Below are 21171 nucleotides of genomic sequence, written 5' to 3' on the forward strand. Positions count from 1 at the left end.
AGCACCAAACCAGCTATATTTTAACCAATCGCGATAAAGCGCAGTAAATTTTTCGTTGCATTTTCATTTTAAAGCAAGCACACTGATTGAAATGCAAACTCATCGTACCAGTCTTAGTTAATAAACTAGGGAGAATAATAATGTTATATAAAAGCGATTCATTTGAAGTTGCTTTCATCAAGGACAACATCGCCGAGTTTAAGTTCTGTGCAGACGGCTCAGTAAATAAACTTTCGCAGCAAACCTTGCAAGATTGCGCTTTAGCATTAAAAGAATTGGCAACAAACTCAGATATCAAAGGCATGGTGTTCACCAGCGATAAAGATCATTTCATTATCGGTGCCGACATTTTCGAATTTTTACCTACCTTCACTAAACCTCAAGAAGAACTTGTTGCATGGATCAAAAATGCAACTGACGTTTTTGATGCAATTGAAGATTTACCTTTCCCAACGCTAAGTGCTGTAAACGGCATGGCGCTTGGCGGTGGATGTGAGTGGGCACTTGCTACCGATTACCGCGTTGCTAGCTCTAACGCTAAAATTGGCCTACCTGAAGTTAAACTAGGCATCATGCCTGGTTTTGGTGGTACAGTTCGCCTTCCACGCCTTATTGGCGCTGATAATGCGATGACATGGATTACTACAGGTAAAGAAAACCGTGCTGCTGATGCCTTAAAAGTAGGTGCTTTTGACGCAGTAGTTAGTGCTGACAAACTTTTAGAGTCAAGTATAGCAACACTTGAGCAAGCAATTGCTGGCAAGCTAGATTGGCAAGCAAAACGACAAGTAAAATTACAGCCACTGAAAATGAACCGTGTTGAGCAAGGTATGAGCTTTGCGATGGCTGAAGGCATGGTAATGGGTCAGACAAAAGGTCACTACCCAGCACCTGTTATGGCTGTAAAAACAATCAAAGCTGCAGCAAACTGTGAACGCGCTGAAGCTATGGCGATTGAAAACGCTAACTTTGCTAAATTAGCAGCAACAAGCGAAGCTGCTGCACAAACAGGTATTTTCTTAGCTGACCAATACATTAAAGGTAAAGCGAAGAAGCAAGCTAAACACAGTGAACTTGAGATCAAACAAGCAGCTGTATTAGGCGCAGGTATTATGGGCGGCGGTATTGCATATCAGTCTGCTTATAAAGGTACACCTATTATCATGAAAGACATCAACCAAGATGCACTTGATTTAGGTATGGGTGAAGCATCTAAGCTACTTGGCAAAAAAGTACAACGTGGCCATATGGCGATGGATAAGATGGTTGCTACCTTAGGCAAGATCAAACCAACACTAAACGATGCGGACCTACAAAGCGCAGACATCGTTGTTGAAGCTGTGGTTGAAAACCCTAAAGTGAAGCAAGCTGTTCTTGCGGGCCTTGAAAAAGACTTACCTGCGGGCACTATCCTAACTTCAAATACCTCAACAATTCGTATTGACGAGTTAGCATCGGCACTTGAAAAACCAGAAAACTTCTGTGGTATGCACTTCTTTAACCCAGTGCCAAAAATGCCATTAGTAGAAATCATTCGTGGTGAAAAAACATCAGAAGCTACTATTAATGCGGTTGTTGATTACGCATTAAAACTTGGTAAATCACCAATCGTTGTAAACGACTGTCCTGGTTTCTTTGTAAACCGCGTACTATTCCCTTACTTTGCAGGTTTCAGCAAACTTGTTGTTGAAGGTGCTGACTTCACTAAAGTTGATAAAGTGATGGAAAATGTATTTGGTTGGCCTATGGGTCCTGCATATCTTCTTGATGTTGTAGGTATCGATACAGCTTACCACTGTACAGGTGTAATGGCTGACGGTTTCCCTGAGCGTATGGCTCGCCAAGATAAAGACCCTGTTACTGTATTTGCAAACGAAAAACGCTTTGGTCAGAAAAATGGTGCTGGTTTCTACCAATACGCGCCAGACCGTCGTGGTCGCCTGAAAAAAGCAAAAGATGCAACAGCAACAGAGTTACTAAGTGCTATCACTGATGCACCTAAAGATTTCGACAAACAAGAAATCATTGACCGTTGTATGATCCCTATGATCAACGAAGTACTACTTTGTTTACAAGAAGGTATCGTAGCGTCTCCACAAGAAGCTGACATGGCGCTAATTTACGGCATTGGTTTCCCTCCATTTAGAGGCGGTGCATTCCGTTACTTAGATCAAACTGGTTTAGCGAACTTTGTTGCGACAGCAGACAAGTACGCTCATTTAGGTGCGATTTACCAAGTATCAGATGAAACTCGCAAGTGGGCCGAAGAAGGCCGTGTATTCTATAAGGTGGAAGGATAAGAAACATGAATAATCCAGTAATCGTAGATTGTATCCGCACACCAATGGGTCGTTCAAAGAACGGCGTATTCAAAAACAAGCGTGCGGAAGATTTAAGTGCTCACTTAATGAAAGGTTTGTTAGACCGTAACCCAGCCGTTGATCCAGCATCAATTGATGATATTTACTGGGGCTGTGTACAACAAACTTTAGAGCAAGGTTTTAACATTGCTCGTAACGCAGCACTACTAGCCGGTATCCCTCACTCAGTACCAGCTGTCACAGTTAACCGTTTATGTGGTTCATCAATGCAAGCATTACACGATGCAGCACGCGCTATTATGACTGGCGCTGGTGATACCTACATCATTGGTGGTGTTGAGCACATGGGTCACGTACCTATGACTCACGGTAATGATTTTCACCCAGGTTTATCAACGTCTGTAGCACAAGCTGCTGGCGTAATGGGTTTAACTGCCGAATACCTTGCTACGCTGCACGGCATTAGCCGCGAGCAACAAGACGAATTTGCTTACCGTTCACACCAACGTGCACACGCAGCAACTGTTGAAGGTCGTTTCCGTCGTGAAATCCTGCCAATGGAAGGTCACGATGCAGATGGTTCTTTAATCTTAGTTGAAGACGATGAAGTAATCCGCCCAGAGACAACTGTTGAAGGCTTATCGCAACTACGCCCTGTATTCAATCCAGCATCAGGCAGCGTAACGGCAGGTACTTCTTCTGCACTATCTGACGGCGCGTCAGCAATGCTTGTAATGAGCGAAGAGAAAGCAAAAGAACTTGGTTTACCTATTCGTGCGCGTATTAAATCAATGGCTGTTGCAGGTTGCGATCCATCAATCATGGGTTACGGCCCAGTTCCTGCATCGCAAAAAGCACTTCAACAAGCAGGTATCACTATTGACGATATCGATGTTGCAGAGCTTAACGAAGCATTCGCAGCACAATCTCTACCAGTGTTAAAAGACCTAGGTCTGATGGATGTGGTAGATGAAAAAGTTAACCTAAATGGTGGTGCAATTGCACTTGGTCACCCACTTGGTTGTTCTGGTTCACGTATTAGCACAACGCTTGTTCACCTAATGGAAGACAAGAACGCTAAATACGGTCTAGCAACTATGTGTATTGGTTTAGGCCAAGGTATTGCAACTGTATTTGAGCGCGTAGAATAACGAGCTCACACCAAACATCTTGGTGATAAAAAGGCGCACTGAATTGCTCAGTGCGCCTTTTTTATTTGCTTTGCTTTCACTTATTGAAACTGGCGGCAATAGAAAGTTAAAATAGCCGCTTAATAATCGTCTCTTTCACCTAAAAGGTCAGCCATGAGTTTTGATAATCCCGATCACCAATTAGATGCACTTGGCCTACGTTGTCCAGAACCTGTGATGATGGTGCGTGGCGCAGTACGAAAAATGAAAGATGGCGAAACATTACTTATCATCGCCGACGACCCATCAACCACCCGCGATATCCCAAGCTTTTGTACTTTTATGGATCACACTCTCGTGGCTAAAGATGTAGAACAAGCACCGTATAGATACTTAGTGAAGAAAGGGTTATAACTAGTTCGTAGGTTGGGTAGAGCGAAGCGAAACCCAACGTAACTGCAAGTTGATGGCAACAAATTAAAGTTCGTGAAATTCAACTTTTAATCGAAATTAAGCTACTCTTATCATTTAACATTCAAGGATGAATGTATGCGATACAGAAGAGTACTAGTCCCCGGTGGCACCTATTTCTTTACTCTAGCGATAGCGCAAAGAAACTCAGCACTTTTAACTTCAAACATCACTCTGCTACGCTCAGCTTATAAAAGTGTGTTTAAGTCACACCCTTTTACAACGCTTGCCATTGTCATTCTTCCAGATCACTTACACGCTATTTGGCAACTACCCGCTGGGGATTGTGATTATGCAAAACGGTGGCGGTTAATTAAGTCTAATTTTTCTAGACAGCTAAATAATTGCGAGCATAAATCGCCTAGCCGTATTCAGAAATGTGAACGAGGTATTTGGCAGAGACGGTATTGGGAGCATTATATAAAGGACGAGCAAGACCTAATGAACCATATTAATTATATTTACTTCAACCCTGTGAAACATAAATACGTGAATCAAGTCGGAGACTGGCCATTTTCGTCTTATAGGAAATTGAGTAAGTCATCTGCTTTTAATTTGTCAGATGATGAGTTAGATATCGCACTTAATCTATATGAAGATTGATGAGAAGGCTGGCGCTTTGTTCTAACGCTAGCCTAACCAGTGTGTTGGGTTGAGAGCAACGAAACCCAACATGTTGTAGGTACTTTTCTTCTGCGATATATCGAACACTCCCGATAGCTAATCCGCTGCAGAGTTAGATACCGCAGCTAATCTTCAAGGTGAGTGTATGCGTTGGGTTTCGCTCCGCTCTACACACACCTTTTGCAGCGGGTTTGAGTACGTAGGTTGGGTTGAGAGCAACGAAACCCAACGTGATTGCTGGCAAATCCAACACACCCGATAGCTAATCAGTTGCAGAGTTAGATACGCCAGCTAATCTTCAAGGTGAGTGTATGCGTTGGGTTTCGCTCCGCTCTACCCAACCTACCAGATTAAAGCTATTTCTTTGTTACTGTCACTTTTGGTTGATTACTATTGCGGTAATCAAAGCTCACTACATACACACCTTTTGCAGCGGGTTTAAAGCTGAAATAATTGTAGATGGTATTACAGTCGGCATTGGCGGCTTGGCCTAGCACTAATGATTGCCCTGCTGGGTCCATATCACTGTAACCACAGTTATAGCCTTCGCTAAAATCAGCATCCGCTACTTTGAATTCATAAACCTTACCTGGTGTTGAAAACTTAACGTCGGTTTGAAATATGCCCGGTGCAACTTGCTCTAATTGATACTGAGGTTCAGCATCCCACAAAGTAAAGTCACCACGTAAATACATAGTACGGTCGAGGTCTTTGCTTGGCAGAATATCGTCAATGCTTGGCATTTGCATTTGGCTAGAACAGGCTGTTAATAAGCCTGCAAAAGCTAGAGTAATTACACGTTTCATTACTGTTCCTTTTGCTACAAAAAAGCCAGCACAGAGCTGGCTTTTATTAATTGGCTACTGCTTACTTCTGAAGTACAGAAATATCAGCAATATCTAAAAACAGACGGCTTAGTTGGCTTAACAATGCTAAACGGTTTTGTTTAACCGCTTCGTCATCAGCCATTACCATGACGTTATCGAAGAAGTTATCAACACTCTCACGGATACCCGCAAGTTGTGACAATGCTTCTTGGTAATCGCCATTTGCATATAAAGGAGCAAGCTCAGTTGCAAACTTAGCAACGTGTGACGCTAATACTTTTTCTGCGTCATCGCTTAATAGGCTCTCATTCACATCACCTTGTGTTGTGATGTCATTCTTAGCCAAGATGTTGCTTACTCGTTTATTTGCTGCTGCAAGCGCTTCTGCTGCGTCTAATGTACGGAAGTGACTTACCGCTTTAACACGGCGGTCGAAATCAACTGGTTTAGTTGGGCGACGTGCTAGCACTGCTTGAATGACATCAACTTCGATACCTTCATCTTGATACCATGCGCGGAAACGACCTAGCATAAACTCAAACACATCTGTTGATACGTTTAGGTTCGTTAGCTTTTCACCGAATAGCGTTTGTGATTTAGCAACAAGGTCTAAGATATCTAGCGGTAATGATTTTTCAACCATGATGCGTAATGCACCAATTGCTGCACGGCGAAGTGCAAATGGGTCTTTGTCGCCTTTTGGTGCTTGACCAATACCAAAAATACCCACCAGCGTATCAAACTTATCAGCAATAGCTACCGCACAGCTGATCACATTTGTTGGTAAGTTATCACCCGCGAAGCGAGGCATATATTGTTCGTTTTGCGCGAGTGCAACTTCTTCAGCTTCACCGTCGTGACGAGCGTAATGCATACCCATTACACCTTGTACGTCGGTAAACTCCATAACCATTTCGGTCATTAAGTCTGTCTTACTTAATAAACCTGCTCGCTTAGCCAGCTCGGCATCAGCACCTAATTGCTCAGCAATGTAACCTGCAAGTTCACTAATACGCTCAGATTTGTCTTTCAGCGTACCAAGTTGCTTTTGGAATAAAACAGTATCTAGAGACTCTAAGCGACTCTCTAGCGTTTTCTTCTTATCTGTTTCGTAGAAGAACTGCGCATCAGCTAAACGAGGACGAACAACTTTTTCGTTACCAGCAATTACCACGCTTGGATCTTTACTTTCGATATTAGAAACAAATAGGAACTTGTTAAGTAAGTTGCCATCTTGGTCTAATAGCGGGAAGTACTTTTGGTCGTCCTTCATGGTATAGATAAGCGCTTCTGAAGGAACATCTAAGAATGCTTCTTCGAATGTTGCAGTCAGCGTTACTGGCCATTCAACCAACGATGTTACTTCTTCTAGTAAGTCTTCATCCATGGCTACTTTTGCATTTACAGCGCTAGCTGCTGCTTCAATCTGTTCACGAATTTGTGCTTTACGTGCTTCGAAGTCAGCGACAACGTAAGCAGATTTCAGCACATCAAACACATCGTCAGCGTGGTTGATTGTGACTTTTTCTGGATGATGGAAACGGTGACCTTGTAATTGGTTGCCAACTTGCTTACCAAGGATTTCGCCTTCAATTAGCGTGCTACCAAACAAAATAGTTGCAGTGTGTACTGGGCGAATAAATTGTGTTTTATTTGCCCCCCAACGCATTGGTTTAGGGATAGGTAATTTTGCAAGAGCTTTGTTTACTGCATCACACATAAGCGATGTAGTTGCTTGACCTTCAACCTGTGCTTTATGTAATAACCAAGCGCCTTTATCTGTCTCAAGTGTTTGTGCATCGCTTACATCGATACCACAACCACGAGCCCAACCCATTGCTGCTTTAGTTGGATTACCATCGGCATCAAAAGCTGCTGCAACTGCAGGACCACGCTTTTCTACAACCTTGTCACTTTGTTTTGCTTCAAGTGCAGTAACACGTAAACCTAAACGACGTGGTGATGCGTACCAGTTAACGCCTTGGTGATTTAATTCTAAGCTTGCAAGCTCAGTTGCTAAGTTCTCAGCAAACGACTCAGCAAGTTTACGAAGTGCTTTCGGTGGCAACTCTTCAGTGCCAATTTCTACTAATAAATTTTCTGCTGACATGCTAATTCTTAATCCTTACAAAGCGGGAAACCAAGAGCTTCACGGGCATCATAGTAACTTTGCGCACATGCTTTAGATAAAGCACGAACACGTAAGATATAACGTTGACGTTCTGTTACTGAGATAGCGTGACGAGCGTCTAATAAGTTAAACGCATGTGATGCTTTCATTACTTGCTCATAAGCTGGTAATGGTAAGCCTGCTTCAATTAGCTTTTCGCTTTCTTTTTCACAGTGATCGAACTGTGCAAATAAGAACTCAACATCCGCTTGTTCGAAGTTATAAGCTGACTGCTCTACTTCATTTTGATGGAATACATCACCGTATGTCACACGACCCATAGGACCGTCTGCCCATACTAGGTCATAGATACTATCTACGCCCTGAATATACATAGCTAAACGCTCAAGACCATAAGTGATTTCACCGGTTACTGGTGAGCACTCTAAGCCACCTACTTGCTGGAAGTAAGTGAACTGAGTTACTTCCATGCCGTTTAACCAGATCTCCCAACCTAAACCCCATGCACCTAATGTAGGCGACTCCCAATTGTCTTCTACGAAGCGAACTTCATCAGTTAGTGTATCAATACCAACAGCAGCTAAAGAGCCTAAATAGAGCTCCTGAATGTTTTCTGGTGATGGCTTTAATACAACTTGGAATTGGTAGTAATGCTGTAAACGGTTCGGGTTTTCACCATAGCGACCATCAGTTGGACGGCGGCATGGTTGAACATACGCGCTCGACATTGGCTCTGGGCCAATCGACTTTAAGAAAGTTAACGGATGAAATGTCCCTGCTCCCACTTCCATATCGAGTGGTTGAGCAATCACACAGCCTTGCTGTGCCCAATAGTCCTGTAAAGCCAGGATCAAACCTTGAAAGGTTTTAACGTCATATTTTTGCATATTTGGCTTATAGTATCTGGTGCGTTTAGTCTGAAAATTGCTCTCAGTATACCTTGTGTGCAGTAAGGTTTTAAGCAGTTTGTGCTTTTTCAGCAATAAAAAAAGGAGCCAGTTGGCTCCTTTTTAATTCTTAATTTCGCGTTATACGTCTAGGTTAACTACACGTAGCGCATTCGTTTCGATGAAGTCACGACGCGGCTCAACTTGGTCACCCATTAGAGTCGCAAACAATTGGTCTGCCGCTACTGCATCTTCAATTGTTACTTTCAACATACGACGAGCATCTGGGTCCATAGTGGTTTCCCAAAGCTGATCTGGGTTCATCTCACCAAGTCCTTTATAGCGTTGAATATAAAGGCCACGCTTCGATTCATTGATTAACCACTCTAATGCATCCACAAAGTTATCAACAGCAAGAGTTTTCTCACCGCGTTGAACATATGCCCCTTCTTCAAGTAAGTTAGCAATGTTTACGCCTGTCGCTGCAATGCGTTTGTAGTCACGCGATGTGATGAAGTCATGGTTTAGTACATGAGCTTTATCCACACCATGCTGACGAATATTCACAACAGGATAATACATGTTGCGCTCAGTATCGTGCTCAGTGCCCGCATGGAAGATAGTTGCATCTTCATCACGTGCAATTAAGTCGTCAACTAGAGTATTAGTCCACTCTTTAACTTTTGCTTCATCTGCTAAATCAGCTTCGGTAATTTCGCTTTGATAAATTAAACGTTCCATAACCGAGTTTGGATATTTACGTTTTAAGCGCTCAATCACTTTAACTGTATTTTGATAGTCGTGAACGATTCTTTCTAGCTCTTCACCTTCAAGTGCAGATGCACCTTCGCTTGTATAAAGCGCAGCATTGTTTAATGCTAATGACGTTAAGTAATCAACAAGCGCTGGGTCATCTTTAATGTAGCGTTCTTGCTTACCTTTTTTCACTTTATAAAGTGGTGGTTGCGCAATATAGATAAAGCCTTTTTCTACAATCTCTGGCATTTGACGGTAAAAGAAAGTCAGTAGTAAGGTACGAATGTGAGAACCATCCACGTCCGCATCGGTCATGATAATGATACGATGATAACGTAGTTTTTCTGGGTCATATTCATCACGACCAATACCACAGCCTAATGCAGTGATTAGAGTTGCCACTTCTTGAGAAGAAAGCATCTTATCAAAGCGTGCTTTTTCTACGTTAAGAATCTTACCCTTAAGTGGCAAAATTGCTTGGTTTTTACGGTTACGACCCTGCTTAGCTGAACCACCTGCAGAGTCACCCTCCACTATGTATAGTTCAGAAAGTGCTGGATCTTTTTCTTGGCAGTCTGCCAATTTACCTGGTAAACCAGCTAAATCCATTGCACCTTTACGGCGTGTCATTTCACGTGCTTTACGTGCTGCTTCACGAGCTCGTGCTGCATCAATAATTTTGCCAACAACTGTTTTAGCATCAACAGGGTTTTCTAATAAGAACTCTGTTAGTTTTTCTGCCATTGCTTGTTCTACAGCAGACTTAACTTCACTTGATACTAGTTTGTCTTTAGTTTGTGATGAGAACTTAGGATCAGGAACTTTAACACTTACAACCGCAGTTAAGCCTTCACGAGCATCATCACCCGTCGCATTGCTTGTTGTTTTCGCTTTTTTATTAAAGCCTTCTTTTTCCATGTAGTTATTTAGCGTACGTGTTAATGCTGCTCTAAAGCCAGCTAAGTGCGTACCACCATCACGTTGTGGAATGTTGTTTGTGAAACAGTAAATGCTTTCTTGGAAACCATCGTTCCACTGCATTGAAACTTCTACACTAATACCGTCTTCTTCACGCTCATGGGTAAAGTGGAAAACACTTTTATGTACAGGTGTTTTGTTACGGTTTAGATATTCTACGAATGCTTGGATACCACCGTCATATTTGAAGTGGTCATTCTTAGATTCTTCGCGCTCATCAGTAAGAATGATACTTACACCAGAGTTTAAGAACGAAAGCTCACGTAAACGCTTTGCTAAAATATCGTAGTGGAAGTTAAGGTCAGTGAATGTTTCACCACTTGGCCAGAAACGTAATTCAGTACCTGTGTCTGTTGCATCACCAATTATAGCTAATGGCGCATCTGGTACACCCATAGTATATGTTTGTTGGTGAATTTTTCCTTCACGACGAATGGTCAGTTGCAGCTTTTCAGATAGTGCATTTACTACCGAAACACCTACACCGTGTAAGCCACCAGATACTTTATATGAGTTATCATCGAACTTACCACCAGCATGAAGTACCGTCATGATAACTTCAGCCGCTGAAACACCTTCTTCTTCATGAATAGACGTAGGAATACCACGACCGTTATCTCTTACAGAGACTGAACCGTCTAAGTGAATCGTTACAAAAATATCATCACAATGACCAGCTAAGGCTTCATCGATAGAGTTATCAACAACCTCAAACACCATATGGTGAAGGCCTGTACCGTCATCGGTGTCCCCTATATACATTCCTGGACGCTTTCTTACTGCGTCTAATCCTTTAAGTACTTTAATACTCGACGAATCGTAATTCTCAGACATGGTTAATCCCACTTATCTTGTTATTAGGTTGCCATGTTTCACGTGGAACATTTTTAGTTCTCGTTGCATGGGTTCCACCACAGCAGAAATACTTTCAGATAAAATTGAAGAGATAAAAAGTTGCGAATCGCAATGAGTCAAAAGTTGACCCACTTTTTCTTTTGTATCTTCACCTAGTTCTGAAGGTAAGTCATCTATTAGCAATATAGATTGCTTATCTGTTTCTGACTCAATTAAGCTATTTTGCGTTACTTTTAACGCATAAAGCAAGAGCTTCAATTGACCGCGAGAAAAGGTATTTTCTACACTGTTACCAGAAACACTAAAACTAAAATCAGCTTTATGCGGACCTTTACTTGTGAAACCTTGTTTGGCATCACGTTCAAAGCTTTGCTCAAGCGCCTCTGAGAGCGTTTCACTCTCTTTCCAACCCGCATGAAAGTTAATTTCTAAATCGCTTACAAGCGTTAATTCTGCACACATTTTATCAAAAAACTGCTGCTTAAACCTACTTATATACGCGATTCTTAGATTATTTATTTGTTCAGCTAGTCTAACAAATTCTTTATCCCAAAACTTGATCTGTTCGAAATAATCTCGAGGTTTACTTTTTAATAAAGCATTACGTTGTTTCAGTACTTTATTAAAAGACTGCCACAAGTAAAAAAAGTCATGTTCCACGTGGAACAATCCTAAATCGAGAAATTTTCTACGCTCTTTTGGGCCACCAAAAAACAACGAATAGCTTTCTGGAGTAATAACTTGCACCGGCACTAGTTGAGCTAATTCAGAGATTTTACGGCTCGTTTTTCCCTGAATCTTTAAAGACGTTTCACCCGCTTGATTTTTACTTATACCAATCGGAATAGACAAATCATGCAGCGCTTTGCGACCATGAATCACAAACTTGTCTTGTTGATGCTGAATGATATTTTTATGTTTGGCGGTACGAAATGATTTACCGTGAGAAAGGAAATATATCGCCTCAAGGAGACTGGTTTTTCCGCTGCCATTTTCGCCATAGATAATGTTTATGCCATTAACCGGCTCAAGTGTCAGCGCCTCAATATTCCGAAAATTATTGAGGCTTAAATGACTTAAACTCATATAAGCTTATAGGCGCATCGGCATTACAACGTACATAGCTTCTTCGTCACCTGCACCTTCAATTAGCGCACTGCTATTAGAGTCTGCAAGCGTAAAGGTTACATCTTCTGTTTTTAATGTATTCAGTACATCAAGCACATAAGAAACGTTAAAGCCAATTTCAAGTTCGCCGCCTTGGTACATTACTTCAACCACCTCTTCAGCTTGTTCTTGCTCAGGGTTGTTTGCTGTAATTTTTAATAAACCTTCAGACAGATTTAAACGTACACCACGAAACTTTTCATTCGATAAAATAGACACACGTTGGAAAGCACTACGAAGCCATTCACGATTAGCAGTAATCACTTTGTCACCACCACGCGGCAATACTCGACGATAATCAGGAAAACGACCATCAACTAGTTTACTAGTAAATGTAAACTCAGTATCAATAATGCGAATATGGTTAGCACCAAATTGAATGGTTACTAGCTCATCATCAGCCACCATTAGGCGCATAATTTCTTGCACACCTTTACGTGGAATAATTAACTGACGCTGTGTATTTAAAGACTGCGGTAATTGCTTTTGTGCAATTGCCAAACGGTGGCCATCTGTAGCCACTGTTTTGATATCTGCGTTATCAACTTCAAATGACATACCGTTTAAGTAATAACGTACGTCTTGATTCGCCATAGAAAAGTGCGTGCTCTCTAAAAGTTTACGCAACTCTAAACGCGTTAGTTGAAACTCAACTTCACCATCCCACTGCTCAAGATTCGGAAAATCTTCAGCGGCCAGCGTAGTTAAAGAAAAACGGCTTTTACCACTTGTTAGTAGTAACTGATGATCTTGGCTACTTAACGTAAGGTCTGAGCCATCAGGTAAACTTTTACAAATATCGAGTAACTTTTTAGCTGGTAAAGTGAGTTGCGTATCTGTGGTATCTTCACCGACAAACACACTCGCCACTAACTCAATTTCAAGATCAGTACCCGTCATCGAAAGTTGCCCGTTTTCAACAACTAACAGTACGTTCGATAAAATAGGTAAGGTGTGCTTACGCTCAATCGCACCAGACACTTGAACTAAAGGTTTTAAAAATTGCTCTCTTGATATTGTTATTTGCATAATAAAGTCGGCCTTAAGATGACAAGGTTCTTATTAAGTTTTGATAATCTTCTTTCACTTCGTGGCTTTCGTCACGTAGTGATTTAACTTTACGACAAGCGTGTAATACAGTTGTGTGATCGCGACCGCCAAAGGCGTCGCCAATCTCAGGTAAACTGTGATTTGTAAGTTCTTTTGATAATGCCATGGCCACTTGACGTGGTCTTGCTACTGAACGGCTACGGCGTTTAGAGAGTAAATCTGACACACGAATACGGTAATACTCAGCAACAGTGCGTTGAATATTATCTATCGTTACCAGTTTATCTTGCAGCGCAAGTAAGTCACGTAGCGCTTCTTTTACAAAGTCGATTGAAATCGGACGACCAGTAAAGTTTGCATTAGCAATAACGCGGTTTAACGCCCCTTCTAATTCCCGCACGTTTGAACGCAACTTTTTAGCGATAAAAAAGGCAACTTCGTGAGGTAAATTGATTTTACTTTGCTGCGCTTTTTTCATCAAAATAGCAACGCGCGTTTCAAGCTCTGGCGGCTCAATAGCAATTGTTAAGCCCCAACCAAAACGTGACTTAAGGCGATCTTCAACCCCTTCTATCTCTTTTGGATAGCGGTCTGAAGTTAAGATAATTTGTTGATTTCCTTCAAGTAAAGCATTGAAGGTATGAAAGAACTCTTCTTGTGAGCGTTCTTTATTAGCGAAAAATTGAATGTCATCGATCATCAATGCATCAACACTTCGGTAATAACGTTTAAATTCTTCGATAGCATTATTTTGTAACGCTTTAACCATGTCTTGCACAAATCGCTCAGAGTGCATATAAACAATTTTCGCGTCTGGCTTATTAGCCATAATACCGTTACCAACAGCGTGTAATAAGTGAGTTTTACCTAAGCCAGTACCACCGTATATAAATACAGGGTTAAATGCTGAACCTGGGTTATCTGCAACTTGAGTCGCTGCAGCTTTTGCTAATTGGTTTGATTTACCTTCAACAAAGCTATCAAAGGTATAATTTTCTTTAATGTTTGATTTATAGCCTGATTTTGGTGCAGGTTCGACCGCTGCTTTTTCAGGTTTTGGCTGTTGCTTTTCAGCAGTTTGTTGTGGAACAGATGCGCTTGTTTCTGCTGCAGCCGGTGCAGATGCCACTTGGGCATTTAAAATAGGTTTACTACCAACATCAAAACGTAATTCAGGTGCTTCATCACCACAAATTTCAACGAGTAGTTCATTAATACGGTTTAAATACTTTTCTCTCACCCAATCCAAAACAAAACGGTTAGGTGCATATATAGTCAACGTATCTTCGGTACTTTCTGCTTGAAGTGGTCTTACCCACATACTGAATTGCTGTGAAGGCAATTCATCTTGCAATACATATAAACAACTTTGCCAAACCGACAGATACACAGTTAAACTCCCAGAGATTTAATTTTTATTCCCGTTCATCTTTAATGATGGAAAATCAAACATTTATTGCTAATCTTTGACCAACTTTCTTGGCCCAGACCGACTATTATGAAGGTACTTTATCCACAAGTACAAGATTGATTTTTATGAAAAATATGATCTCAGCAACATAAAACAATAAAACACTGATTTTTAAGAAAATTATTTTTTAAGCTCGAACAGTGATCATAACAAATCTGCAGCCAGATCGCGATCAAATTCTACGATCGAATTGGCTTTTCCCAAGCTTTTATTCACTTTTTATACAGAGGCTGTGGAAAACTTCTTATTTATGATGATCCTATATGATCAGTTAAAAGGATCCTTTATAATTACGGCCTCTGCAGCGTTTTAATGATTGACTTTTGTTGTCTTCATCTATAATATCTCGCGCTCGCAATGGCACCTGTGCCAGGATCGCGACCTGCATAGGATGTTTTAACCTTAACCGATCGGATGGAATTGTTATGAAAAGAACTTTTCAACCTAGCGTTTTAAAACGCAAACGTACACACGGTTTCCGTGCTCGTATGGCAACAGCAAATGGCCGTAAAGTATTAGCTCGTCGTCGTGCTAAAGGCCGTAAAGTTCTTTCTGCTTAATATATAAGTGGAAGACTTTAGCTTCAGCAGGGAGTTACGTCTGTTAACTCCCTCGCATTACTCTCGAATCTTTAATGAACCAGCACGCGCTGCGACTCCTTTCTTTACCCTATTAGCTAAACGCAATGACCAAACTAATCCTCGATTAGGTCTTACGGTCGCAAAAAAACGAGTTAAAAAAGCCTGTCAACGTAATCGAATTAAACGACTTGCTCGCGAAAGTTTCCGTTTAAATCAACATAAACTCGATAACATTGATATTGTGCTTATGGTTAAAAGTGGTATTGATGAACAGTCCAACGAAGAGCTAACAAAGCAACTAAATAAATTGTGGCGAAAAATTAACGAACGCTGCAAGCCTGGTGCACCTAAACCACCACCATTTAAAAAACGCCCGAATAAATCAGCTAAATCTAATAAACAAGCCTGATAGCAATAGAATTACAGGCTTAATTAAGGTATCTTTAGCTCACCTTTTAATCATGCATTTAAAATTCTACGATGGGAATTTAAATTCATGGTATCCATTGACTAAATTAACGCAGGGGCAGACACATCATGAGGTTACTTAAACCACTTGTTGCTATTCCAAAGCGCTGTTTAGTCATGCTAATACGCGGCTATCAAAAATGGATAAGCCCACTATTAGGCCCGCATTGTCGTTTTAATCCAACCTGCTCTAGTTACGCTATTCAAGCAATTAATTTGCATGGAAGTGTAAAAGGCAGTTGGTTAGCTGTTAAACGCATATTAAAATGCCACCCTTTACATGCTGGAGGGGATGATCCCGTACCGGCAAAAAATCATATTAACCACCAACACGAGAAATAAGAGCTGTTATGGAATCGCAACGCACGTTTTTATTAATCGGCTTGATGCTTGTGTCGTTTTTATTATTTCAAGAATGGAATAACGACTACAACGCACCAAAGGCTGATCCAAGTGCCACAACACAAACACTAGGCGCAACAACACCAGAATCTGATGACTTTATTCCTGCATCATCTGACGGTGAAGTTCCAGCTGTAACGACAGCAAAGCGCTCAGTTATCGATGTAACAACTGACGTATTCACTGTTAAAATTGACACCCGTGGTGGTGACATCATTGAAACAGACTTACTTCAGTACGAAGAAGAAAAAGGCAGTAACACACCTTACATGCTATTAGGTGAGTTCGATGGTAAGCAATACTTCTCGCAAAGTGGCTTAATTGGTTTAAATGGTCCTGACGCAACTGTTGCTGGTCGCCCTGTTTATAAAACCACACAAAAAGCATTTACTTTAACGGGTGATGAGCTACGTGTACCACTTGAGTTTACTGACAGTAAAGGTGTGACGTTTACTAAAACTTATATCTTCAGAAAAGGCGACTACGCTGTAGATTTAGAGTACACAGTAAACAACGTAACAGCTGATCCAATTCAAGTTCAGTTATACACGCAAGTAAAACGCACAGTACAAGAAAAAGGTAGCTTAGTAGATCAAAACTACTTAGGCGCAGCATTTGGTACTGAAGAAGAGCCATACGAAAAGTACAGCTTCTCAGACATGGCTGATAAAAACCTTAACATCACTACAGCTGGCGGCTACATTGCATTTATCCAACACTACTTTGTAAGTGCGTGGGTACCAAAGCAAGACCAACAAAATACCCTTTACAGCAAATTAGTTGCTGGTAATGCGGCAATTATTGGTACTAAAGGTGAAGCAGTTAACGTACAAGCTGGTACGCAAGCAACACTTAGCTCAACTTATTACATGGGCCCGAAAGAGTCTGACGTACTAGAAGCAATCCACCCAGACTTAGACCTAACTGTAGACTATGGTTGGTTATGGTTTATCTCACAACCATTATTCGTACTACTTAAGTGGTTACACAGCATCCTAGGTAACTGGGGTCTAGCTATCATTGCAATCACGGTTATCGTTAAAACGGCAATGTACCCGCTTACTAAAGCACAATACACGTCAATGGCTAAGATGCGTGCCTTACAGCCTAAAATGGCTGCACTAAAAGAGAAGTATGGTGATGACCGTCAAAAATTCGGTCAAGCTATGATGGAAATGTACCGCAAAGAAAAAGTGAACCCTATGGGTGGCTGTTTCCCACTGTTACTACAAATGCCAATCTTCTTAGCGTTATTCTACGTATTCTTAGAATCAACTGAGCTACGTCATGCTGAATTCGTTTTATGGTTAAATGACTTATCAGCAATGGACCCATACTACGTATTACCTGTTTTATTTGGTTTAAGTATGTTCATCACTCAAAAGCTGCAACCTATGACGGTTACTGACCCTATGCAGCAAAAAATGATGACCTTTATGCCAGTTGTATTCTCTATTTTCTTCTTATGGTTCCCATCTGGCCTAGTACTTTACTGGTTAGTATCGAACCTTATCTCAATCGCACAGATGCTAATCATCTACCGCGGTATGGAGAAAAAAGGTATTAAGGTAAGAGGCTAAACTCTTAACCCAATAAAAAAGGCGCTAACTGCGCCTTTTTTAATGCCTGAAAAAAAACTAACCGAGAATAGGAGAATAAACTTGATTGGGCACACTGCGTTCAGTAAAGCTCAAACTTGTTGTTAGTAACGAAGCAACTACCAAACCGATTGCAACCACCCCAGATAAACCAAGCCACTTTACAGCCGTTGATTTACGCTTAACCCTAAGCCAACTCATATAGATGCCAGCAGCGCTTACAAAGCTCATCAATGCACCAAATAGCCCCCAAATAAGCTTGGTACCAATTCCTGCAAAGTTACCAAAGTGCAGCGGATCAGCGGTGTCTTTAATTCGTGGAAGCAGGTTGAGTTCTTCCCCTTTTTGTATGCCTAGAACTTCACCGGAACTTGGTTTTAAATAAACCCGGTTAGCACGAAGGCGTAGTAAAATATCATCGTTATAACCACGTACTTCAATAGGCTGTTCCGCTTTATTAGGATAACGAATATAGCGAATATCAAGGCTAGGAAATGCCTGTTGAGCAGCTGTATAAGCTGTAGCTAAACTAATTGGCGATAGATCTTTGCGAGGGCTTTGTTTCTTAAACTCACTCACGGCTGGTGGACTAGAGACATAGTGAGGTACCTTCGCGGTTTGCAGCCCATGTTCTACCAGATACCAAATCCCTGTGATGGCCATCACAGCAATAAACCATAAACTCCAAAGCCCTAACAGCTTATGCCAATCAGACCAACTACTACGTTTATCTAGGCTTAGCGCAGCAGGCTTTTTCATAAAGCCTTGCCACCAGCGCCGATACACATAAAAACTCGAGACCAATAAAATAACGAGTAAAATACTCAAACTGGTGACGATTAGTTTACCCATCCAGCCCATCGACAAGTTCATATGCCAGTTACGTAAAAACCGCGATATCCGCGCCCACTCTCCTTCACCTAGTAAGCGACCCGTTGCAGCATCTAAATAAACAAAGCGAAATGAATCACCGACTTTAAGAGCCGCTTCAATGGCAAGGTAATCTTGCTTATGACGTTGGATATAAAGTAACTGAGCTTGCGGATAATGCTTATTAAGAGTGTTTTCGAGAGCTGGGTAGTTAGTCGAAGCAGAAGAAGTTAAAGCACGGTATTTAGCGTCTGTTAAGTACTCGAGTTCATGACTTAACGTAGCGAGTGTTCCCGATACACAGGTAACAAAAAGCAGGACTCCAACGAAGAGTCCTGCCCAAGAATGTAAGTTAAACCAACTTTTAGCGTTCACACGCCACCATTAAAAACTGTATTTAGCACTTAAATAGACACGGCGTGGCTCACCAGGAAAGTGCCCTGTTCGCTCGATAAAGCCACTGCTTGCGTATTCTTTATCAAATAGGTTCTTAACTGATAGCTGCCATTGCCAGTTATCAACGGTTGTTTGCCACGCCATGTTGTAAACAGTGTAAGGTTTAACACGTTGACCACCTAAACTAAGCTGTTCATCAACATAATCTAAGCCAGCAGAAATAGATGACGATAAGCTAGGTAGCTCATAGCGTGTCCATATACCTAGGGTATTTTGCGGCGCGTTAGCAAATTTATCGCTATCTGGAATTTGGTTACGAATGCTGTCGTTGGCTTTAGTTATACGGGTATCATTATAAGCGTAGCTTGCAGTAACTACCCAGCGCTCAGTGATGTCACCAACCACTTCAAGTTCAAAGCCCTTACTTTGTACTTCACCAACAGCAACTAGGTCATCAACGCCGTCACCTGCAACATCACCTAATAAGCTAGGCTGCAGGATGTTTTCGCGGACAATATCGTACACAGCCATATTAACAGCAAGTGTGTCTGCTAATAGCTTGGTTCTTAAACCTAACTCGTTAATGCGGCTAGTCTCCGGCGAGAACGGACCGCCCTTTGCTGTTTCTTGATTACTCGCACTTTGCGGCACAAAGCCAGTGCCATGTAGCGCATAAGGGAAGAACATATTATTAATATTATAGCTGGTACCAATACGGTAGGTTAAGTCGCTATCAGAAAACTCGGTTTGATTTAACAGATCTTTATCTTCAAAACGATCATACCTTAAGCCAGCTGTCACACTCCAATTAGCGGTGATATCTAGTTGATCTTGCAAGTAAGCACCAAAGCGGGTGCTATTCGTTTTACCAAGCCGTGGGGTAATACTATCAAGATCATAATCATCTGCAGAGGTTAAACCATACTCAGGGTTGTTAAGATCAAGTCCTGGTACTGGGCCACCTTTACTTTGTTGCGTAGCTGTACGGTAGACGCTTTCAAAATCATGTTCATACCAATCACTACCAAACAGCACTTGATGCTGCATGTCTGCAACTATAAATTCTGCAATCGCATTAGCTGTTAAGCTAAAGCCTTCGTTCTCACGTACTTGATCACGAAACTCACGATGGCTCCAATCAACAATACCGTCGTCATCTGTATCAACGAGGCCTCTTGGTTCATGGTAGTTTTGCACTTCTTTGTTATCAAAATAACGTGCTGTGACATCTGTGCGCCAAACATCATTAAACTCATGTTTTAAAGTTGCCTGATAGACATGGGCTTCAACATTTTGAAAGTCTGTCGCCTCGTTATGATTCCAGCTAATATCAGTTAAAAAATTGCCATTATCATCAGCAGGTACACCACGTAAACGTGCCCCACCCAACTCTTGCTCTATATAGGTATACTGAGTGGTCAATTCGGTTGCACTGTTGATAAGCCACGTATAACCAAGATCAACAATGGTATTATCGCTGCTAGTATTAGCACGGAATGGCTTTTCAGTATCACGGTAAAGACCAACACGGTAAGCATGATTATCAAGTGATTCACTCAATGTTCCAGTGCTTTCTAATGCACCACTGAAGAAGTCATCATTACCTACTTCAACTTCAATACTATGTTCACTGGTGAATTTAGGCTTCTTAGTTACATAGTTAATAATACCACCCGGATTACCACTACCGTATATAGCGCCAGCAGGTCCTTTTAAAACCGCAACTTGTTCAATATTAAATAATTGCGGTACAGCAAAGCCATTGAAAGGGTCGCCCTTTACACCATCATATAAAATCTCATCTTGGCGAAAGCCACGGAATGTCACGCCTGAATAACTAAAGGCATTAACACCAGCTATATTGCTATAAAGGTCGGTAATTTGGCGAGCAGCCTGATCACTGATCAGCTCCTGCGGCAAAATTTGAATTGACTGAGGAATTTTCTCTAAAGGTGTATTGGTACGAGTAGCAAAGCTAGACTCGGTTGGGCGATATAAAGAAAACGCACGGCCAACAACTTCTATTTTTTCGAGTTCTTTAGAATCACTTTGATCAGAAGTAGTCACTTCAGTTTGAGCATGGGCAACGCCCGAAAAACCAGCAGCAAGTGCAATAAAAACAGCAGAAAGACGCATAATAAAAAACGATAAGATTTAGAATGCGCAACATGGTAATGAATATAATTAT

General features: G+C 41.4%; 17 protein-coding genes. 8 read left to right on the forward strand and 9 right to left on the reverse strand.

The genetic code is table 11. The features are described 5' to 3' along the window. Positions 1-140 precede the first annotated feature (140 nt). From fadB to VRK28_RS15715, 4 genes are all read left to right on the forward strand, one after another. On the forward strand, positions 141-2300 hold the full coding sequence (fadB, locus tag VRK28_RS15700; RefSeq protein ID WP_054554783.1) for a fatty acid oxidation complex subunit alpha FadB: 2160 nt from the start codon (positions 141-143) through the stop codon (positions 2298-2300). Between the two features lie 5 nt (positions 2301-2305). After that, a complete protein-coding gene (gene fadA, locus VRK28_RS15705; protein ID WP_054554784.1) occupies positions 2306-3472 on the forward strand; it encodes an acetyl-CoA C-acyltransferase FadA in 1167 nt (388 codons plus the stop codon). 153 nt (positions 3473-3625) lie between these two features. Continuing rightward, positions 3626-3865 (forward strand): sulfurtransferase TusA, encoded by a 240-nt coding sequence (gene tusA / locus VRK28_RS15710; protein WP_054554785.1) that lies wholly within the window; start codon positions 3626-3628, stop codon positions 3863-3865. A 135-nt stretch (positions 3866-4000) separates the two neighbouring features. After that, on the forward strand, positions 4001-4525 hold the full coding sequence (locus tag VRK28_RS15715) for an REP-associated tyrosine transposase (protein WP_332394128.1): 525 nt from the start codon (positions 4001-4003) through the stop codon (positions 4523-4525). 377 nt (positions 4526-4902) lie between these two features. Here VRK28_RS15715 and VRK28_RS15720 read toward each other — a convergent pair whose 3' ends face one another. From VRK28_RS15720 to dnaA, 7 genes are all read right to left on the reverse strand, one after another. Beyond that, the gene (locus tag VRK28_RS15720; RefSeq protein WP_332394129.1) at positions 4903-5352 is read right to left on the reverse strand and encodes a hypothetical protein; all 450 of its coding nucleotides are present in this window, start codon (positions 5350-5352) and stop codon (positions 4903-4905) included. A gap of 61 nt (positions 5353-5413) precedes the next feature. Beyond that, complete coding sequence (gene glyS / locus VRK28_RS15725) at positions 5414-7483, reverse strand: glycine--tRNA ligase subunit beta (RefSeq protein ID WP_332394130.1); 2070 nt, start codon at positions 7481-7483, stop codon at positions 5414-5416. Positions 7484-7491: 8 nt separating this feature from the next. Beyond that, a complete protein-coding gene (gene glyQ / locus VRK28_RS15730) occupies positions 7492-8391 on the reverse strand; it encodes a glycine--tRNA ligase subunit alpha (protein ID WP_054554789.1) in 900 nt (299 codons plus the stop codon). Positions 8392-8532: 141 nt separating this feature from the next. Then, entirely contained in the window at positions 8533-10959 is a 2427-nt protein-coding gene (gene gyrB, locus VRK28_RS15735; protein ID WP_054563762.1) for a DNA topoisomerase (ATP-hydrolyzing) subunit B, read from the reverse strand. Positions 10960-10971: 12 nt separating this feature from the next. Continuing rightward, on the reverse strand, positions 10972-12066 hold the full coding sequence (recF, locus tag VRK28_RS15740; RefSeq protein WP_054563761.1) for a DNA replication/repair protein RecF: 1095 nt from the start codon (positions 12064-12066) through the stop codon (positions 10972-10974). Positions 12067-12072: 6 nt separating this feature from the next. After that, positions 12073-13176 (reverse strand): DNA polymerase III subunit beta, encoded by a 1104-nt coding sequence (gene dnaN / locus VRK28_RS15745; protein WP_054563760.1) that lies wholly within the window; start codon positions 13174-13176, stop codon positions 12073-12075. Between the two features lie 13 nt (positions 13177-13189). Further along, positions 13190-14587: a chromosomal replication initiator protein DnaA gene (dnaA, locus tag VRK28_RS15750; protein WP_058583674.1), complete on the reverse strand. Its 1398-nt coding sequence runs from the start codon at positions 14585-14587 to the stop codon at positions 13190-13192. Positions 14588-15093: 506 nt separating this feature from the next. Between dnaA and rpmH the strand changes: the two genes are divergently transcribed. From rpmH to yidC, 4 genes are all read left to right on the forward strand, one after another. Further along, positions 15094-15228: a 50S ribosomal protein L34 gene (gene rpmH / locus VRK28_RS15755; RefSeq protein ID WP_008488847.1), complete on the forward strand. Its 135-nt coding sequence runs from the start codon at positions 15094-15096 to the stop codon at positions 15226-15228. Positions 15229-15235: 7 nt separating this feature from the next. Further along, on the forward strand, positions 15236-15658 hold the full coding sequence (gene rnpA / locus VRK28_RS15760; protein ID WP_058583673.1) for a ribonuclease P protein component: 423 nt from the start codon (positions 15236-15238) through the stop codon (positions 15656-15658). A gap of 128 nt (positions 15659-15786) precedes the next feature. After that, positions 15787-16059 carry a membrane protein insertion efficiency factor YidD gene (gene yidD / locus VRK28_RS15765; RefSeq protein ID WP_054563758.1) on the forward strand — a complete coding sequence of 91 codons (273 nt, stop codon included), beginning with the start codon at positions 15787-15789 and terminating at the stop codon, positions 16057-16059. 8 nt (positions 16060-16067) lie between these two features. Then, complete coding sequence (gene yidC, locus VRK28_RS15770) at positions 16068-17699, forward strand: membrane protein insertase YidC (RefSeq protein ID WP_130166141.1); 1632 nt, start codon at positions 16068-16070, stop codon at positions 17697-17699. A gap of 57 nt (positions 17700-17756) precedes the next feature. Here yidC and VRK28_RS15775 read toward each other — a convergent pair whose 3' ends face one another. Together VRK28_RS15775 and VRK28_RS15780 are read right to left on the reverse strand one after the other, a co-directional pair. Then, positions 17757-18962: a PepSY-associated TM helix domain-containing protein gene (locus VRK28_RS15775; RefSeq protein ID WP_062564599.1), complete on the reverse strand. Its 1206-nt coding sequence runs from the start codon at positions 18960-18962 to the stop codon at positions 17757-17759. 9 nt (positions 18963-18971) lie between these two features. Continuing rightward, on the reverse strand, positions 18972-21119 hold the full coding sequence (locus VRK28_RS15780; protein WP_130166142.1) for a TonB-dependent siderophore receptor: 2148 nt from the start codon (positions 21117-21119) through the stop codon (positions 18972-18974). Positions 21120-21171: the final 52 nt, after the last annotated feature.

Source organism: Pseudoalteromonas sp. P80D2 (genome assembly GCF_036680945.1).
In the GTDB taxonomy this organism is placed as follows: Bacteria; Pseudomonadota; Gammaproteobacteria; order Enterobacterales; family Alteromonadaceae; genus Pseudoalteromonas; species Pseudoalteromonas shioyasakiensis.